Below are 5,275 nucleotides of genomic sequence, written 5' to 3'. Positions count from 1 at the left end.
TTGTATTTTTAAAGGTTATCAAAAAAGAGATATATCAGAAATTAGTATATTTGTATAAATATACAGATAATTATCTTTATTTTTAAAATAAAAACAATTAAAAAGTATGTCATATTGAATGCCCATACATTCCCTGAATCACTGTATTTTTTATGAAAAATCAAAAAAACATCAACATATTTGTCGATACATGTTGTATAATCTTGCGTGGGAAGCTATCATATAAATGTATAAAACGTTTACTAACATACGCGAAGGGAAGAATAGCATGTCACATTCAATCGAACAACTTTCTATCAACACGATTCGCACATTATCCATTGATGCGATTGAAAAAGCAAACTCTGGTCACCCAGGAATGCCAATGGGTGCAGCACCAATGGCTTATACATTATGGACTCAATTTATGAAACACAATCCAAATAACCCAACGTGGTTTAACCGCGATCGTTTCGTATTATCTGCAGGTCATGGTTCAATGTTACTATACAGCCTACTTCATCTATCTGGTTATGACTTAACAATGGATGATTTAAAGAACTTCCGTCAATGGGGAAGCAAAACTCCAGGACATCCTGAGTACGGTCACACAGCAGGTGTAGACGCAACAACTGGTCCACTTGGACAAGGTATTGCAACTGCTGTTGGTATGGCGATGGCTGAAAGACATTTAGCGGCTAAATACAACCGTGATGCGTATAATGTAGTAGATCATCATACATACGCTATTTGTGGTGATGGAGATTTAATGGAAGGCGTTTCTGCTGAAGCATCTTCATTAGCTGCTCATTTACAATTAGGTCGTCTTGTAGTACTTTACGATTCAAACGATATTTCATTAGATGGCGATTTAAATCGTTCATTCTCTGAAAGTGTAGAAGATCGTTACAAAGCATACGGGTGGCAAGTAATCCGTGTTGAGGATGGAAACGATATTGAAGCAATCGCAAAAGCAATTGAAGAAGCGAAAGCTGACGAAAAACGCCCAACGCTAATTGAAGTAAGAACGACAATTGGTTTCGGTTCTCCAAACAAATCAGGAAAATCAGCTTCACATGGTTCTCCACTTGGTGTAGACGAAACAAAATTAACGAAAGAAGCATACGCTTGGACTGCTGAACAAGACTTCCATGTAGCAGAAGAAGTATATGACAACTTCCGTAAAACAGTACAAGATGTTGGTGAAACGACGCAAGCTGCGTGGAACACGATGCTCGGTGAATATGCACAAGCATATCCAGAATTAGCAAACGAACTGCAAGCAGCAATGAACGGTCTTCTTCCAGAAGGTTGGGAACAAAGCTTACCAACTTATGAATTAGGATCAAAAGCAGCAACACGTAATTCTTCAGGTGCTGTAATTAATGCAATTGCAGAGTCTGTACCATCATTCTTTGGTGGATCAGCTGACCTTGCTGGTTCTAACAAAACATATATGAATAACGAAAAAGACTTCACAAGAGCTGATTACAGCGGTAAAAACATTTGGTACGGTGTTCGTGAGTTTGCGATGGGTGCAGCAATGAACGGTATTGCACTACATGGCGGTTTAAAAACTTACGGTGGTACGTTCTTCGTATTCTCTGACTACTTACGTCCAGCAATTCGCCTTGCAGCATTAATGCAATTGCCTGTAACGTATGTATTCACACATGATAGTATCGCTGTTGGTGAAGATGGTCCAACACATGAGCCGGTTGAACAATTAGCAGCACTTCGTGCAATGCCAAACGTTTCTGTTATTCGTCCAGCAGACGGTAACGAATCAGTTGCAGCTTGGAGACTAGCTCTAGAATCAACAAAAACACCAACTGCATTAGTGTTAACTCGTCAAGATCTTCCAACATTAGAAGGTGCAAAAGACGATACTTATAAAAAAGTAGCAAAAGGTGCATATGTAGTTTCTGCAAGCAAGACAGAAACTGCTGATGTAATCTTAATTGCAACTGGATCTGAAGTAAGCTTAGCAATCGAAGCGCAAAAAGCTCTAGCAGCAGATGGCGTTGATGCAGCTGTTGTTAGCATGCCATCTATGGATCGCTTTGAAGCTCAAACTGCTGAGTACAAAGAATCTGTACTACCAAAAGCAGTAACGAAACGTTTCGCAATTGAAATGGGTGCTACAATGGGATGGCACCGTTATGTAGGTCTTGATGGAGATGTACTAGGTATTGACACATTCGGTGCTTCTGCTCCTGGTGAGAAGATTATGGAAGAGTATGGATTTACTGTAGAGAACGTTGTTCGTAAAGTAAAAGAAATGCTTTAATGATTTTAGAAAAATCTCTCCAGCATGGGGAGATTTTTCTATGTAATTGAGTTTTTTCGACAGGAAAAGTTTTTTCTCTCTCCGTAGTCAGACAATCATTGCAAATCTTCTCTTATATAATGTAGGGAAAAGGTTGTCCAGATCGGGAGGGGAAAAATGAAAACGTATGAATTGTATTTAATTCAAGAGGATATTGCGAAAGCTTACTTTGGTCGTGAATATTTGTTTTTTGATTTATTTGCTCGATTTTCAGAATCTGGGTTCCTTTCGGAGAAGAAAGTATTATATAAACAAATGACGTATATTACGATGCCGTTACAAGTAATGAAAATTCATCATAAATTAGAACAAGCTTTGCGTGTTCTTGGTAAATATGAAAGAACAAATCATACTCATACGCTTTATACAGGAGCCGAATACGGAGAAATAATGGTGAAACCACAATATATTCGAATAAATACTTCTGGAAATGTATCCATGGAAACAACTTTCTTTGAGGTGCTTAGAAAGTGTGAGTTAACATTTTTAGCGATGGATTATGAAAATAAAAAGTACGGTTGGTTAAATCCTCTCAAACAAGTACGAACATATGTGTAAAAAATGTCGAATAGTATCTTGTCTTATTGAAAAGGTTTTAGTACACTGTAAGGTAGACAACATGAAGGAGGAAAAGATATGCCAATGTGGTTAGGTATTCTAGTGGGCGTAGTAGCACTAGTAGCAGGCGTGGCGTTAGGATTTTTCATTGCCCGCAAATACATGATGAATTACTTACAAAAAAATCCACCAATTAACGAACAAATGTTAAAAATGATGATGATGCAAATGGGACAAAAACCTTCCCAAAAGAAAATCAATCAAATGATGAGCGCGATGAACAAGCAACAAACGAAATAAGCGCCAAAGGGCACTCTTACCGAGTGCCCTTTTCTTTTGGTTATAAAACATATTTAAAACTTTCAAATATTCTGTATTTTGTTACACTGAAAACATCGCTCATTTTAAGGGAGGAGGATAAATATGAAAGTGTTTTTTAATTTAGCTTGGTTTTTTAAGCAAGAAAAACGAGCGTACATAATCGGAATTATTATGTTATTTGGTGTCGCACTTCTTGAACTTGTAGCGCCAAGAGTACTAGGGATTGTAGTAGATGAAATTAATAGTGGAACATTAACGTCTGAAAAATTGTTGAACTGGGTTATTCTATTAGTAGTTGTAGGAATTATGATGTATATATTACGTTACTTATGGCGTATTATGATTTTTGGATCTTCTTTAAAACTAGCTCGTCAACTGCGAAAGAATCTATATGAACATTTTACTAAGATGAGCCCATCTTTTTATCAATCACGTCGCACAGGCGATTTGATGGCACATGCGACAAATGATATTCAGGCGATTCAGCAAACTGCGGGGGCAGGTGTTTTAACACTCGTTGATTCATTAGCTGTTGGAGGATGTGTACTCGTAGCGATGGGATTTACAATTAGTTGGAAGTTAACGTTATTAAGTTTAATTCCGATGCCAATTGTAGCTATTTCTACAAATTATTATGGAACTTTATTGCATAGAAGATTTCATAAGGCACAGCAATCGTTTTCTGAAATCAATGATAAAGTGCAAGAAAGTATGAGTGGGATGAAGGTAATTCGCTCACTTGGACAAGAGAAAGAGGATTTACAAGCGTTTCGGAAAAAATCTGAAGATGTCGTACATAAAAATATGCTAGTTGCACGTATTGACTCGTTATTCGATCCAACGATTTCCCTAATTGTCGGATTTTCATTTTTGATCGCAATTTGTTACGGATCATTATTAGTCGTACGAGGTGAATTAACTGTAGGGGAATTAGTAACATTTACAACGTACTTAGGGACACTTGTATGGCCAATGTTAGCTTTTGGATGGCTATTTAATATTATGGAGCGTGGACGTGCTTCGTATGATCGTGTGGAGAAAATATTTTCACAAACTTCAGATGTAGTGAATAAGGAAAATGCTATACATGCTATAGCAAGTGGTGATGTTTCGTTTGCTGTTGATTCGTTTTCTTATAAAAAGAATGAACTATTAAACTTAAAAGATATTTACTTTAACTTAAGAAAAGGTGAAACGTTAGGAGTTGTAGGGCGTACCGGTGCAGGGAAGACGACGTTATTAAAATGTTTAATTCGAGAGTATGATCATTTTAATGGTGAATTAAAAGTTGGGGAGCGGGATATTCGAGATTTAACACTTCACGGTGTGCGTTCTGCAATTTCATATGTACCGCAAGATCACTTTTTATTTTCAGCGAGTATTGGGGAGAACATTGCTTTTGGAAAGGCCGATGCTACATATAAAGAAATTAGCCGAGCTGCTGATATTGCTTGTATTCATAATGATATATTTCAATTTCCAGAAGGGTATGACACTGTAGTAGGTGAAAGGGGCGTTTCACTATCAGGAGGTCAAAAACAGAGAATCTCTATTGCGCGTGCATTATTAACAAATGCTGAAATTTTAATATTAGATGATTGTTTATCAGCCGTAGATGCAAAAACAGAAGAAACTATTTTAACTGCATTGAAACGAGAAAGGGCAGAGAAAACGACGATTATTACTGCCCATCGTTTAAGTGCTATTCAGCATGCAAATCTTATTCTTGTTATTGATGAAGGTAGGGTTATGCAGCGAGGGACACATGAGCAATTAATGAAAGAAAATGGTTGGTATAAAGAAATGTACGAAAGCCAGCAGTTAGAGGCATTAGTAGAGAAAGGAGGCGTATGATGGCTGAGAAAAAACGGAGTGATTTAAGAAGGTTGCTTTCTTATATGAGGCCCTATAAAGGGTTATTGGCGGTAGCATTTTTATTTCTAGTTGGTGCAACTGTAACTGAAATGATGGGTCCTTTTTTAATTAAACAATTTCTTGATGAACACTTAGTGCCAGGTAACTTTGAACAATCAGCACTTGTAACCCTATTTGTAGTGTATATTATTGCTCATTTATTAAAAGTATTAT

At 37.1% G+C, this 5,275-nt stretch carries 4 protein-coding genes and 1 pseudogene; all 5 read left to right on the top strand.

Translation table 11 applies throughout. The features are described from left to right. Window positions 1-268 precede the first annotated feature (268 nt). Window positions 269-2,269: a transketolase gene (gene tkt, locus AB3X49_RS17165; RefSeq protein ID WP_367963596.1), complete on the top strand. Its 2,001-nt coding sequence runs from the start codon at window positions 269-271 to the stop codon at window positions 2,267-2,269. Between the two features lie 156 nt (window positions 2,270-2,425). Beyond that, window positions 2,426-2,866: a sporulation inhibitor of replication protein SirA gene (sirA, locus tag AB3X49_RS17160; RefSeq protein WP_002014415.1), complete on the top strand. Its 441-nt coding sequence runs from the start codon at window positions 2,426-2,428 to the stop codon at window positions 2,864-2,866. 78 nt (window positions 2,867-2,944) lie between these two features. Beyond that, complete coding sequence (locus AB3X49_RS17155; protein ID WP_001132292.1) at window positions 2,945-3,166, top strand: YneF family protein; 222 nt, start codon at window positions 2,945-2,947, stop codon at window positions 3,164-3,166. 123 nt (window positions 3,167-3,289) lie between these two features. Next, window positions 3,290-5,041, top strand: a complete 1,752-nt coding sequence (locus AB3X49_RS17150; RefSeq protein WP_002033485.1) for an ABC transporter transmembrane domain-containing protein — start codon at window positions 3,290-3,292, stop codon at window positions 5,039-5,041. Beyond that, window positions 5,041-5,275 (top strand): annotated as a pseudogene (locus tag AB3X49_RS17145) (ABC transporter ATP-binding protein); the annotation flags it as partial. The gene AB3X49_RS17150 and the pseudogene AB3X49_RS17145, both read left to right, overlap by 1 nt.

Source organism: Bacillus sp. C30, from assembly GCF_040838255.1.
GTDB classification, from domain to species: Bacteria; Bacillota; Bacilli; order Bacillales; family Bacillaceae_G; genus Bacillus_A; species Bacillus_A mycoides.
Note: the sequence above shows the minus strand (reverse complement) of the source record. Positions and strands in the feature narration are given on the sequence as shown.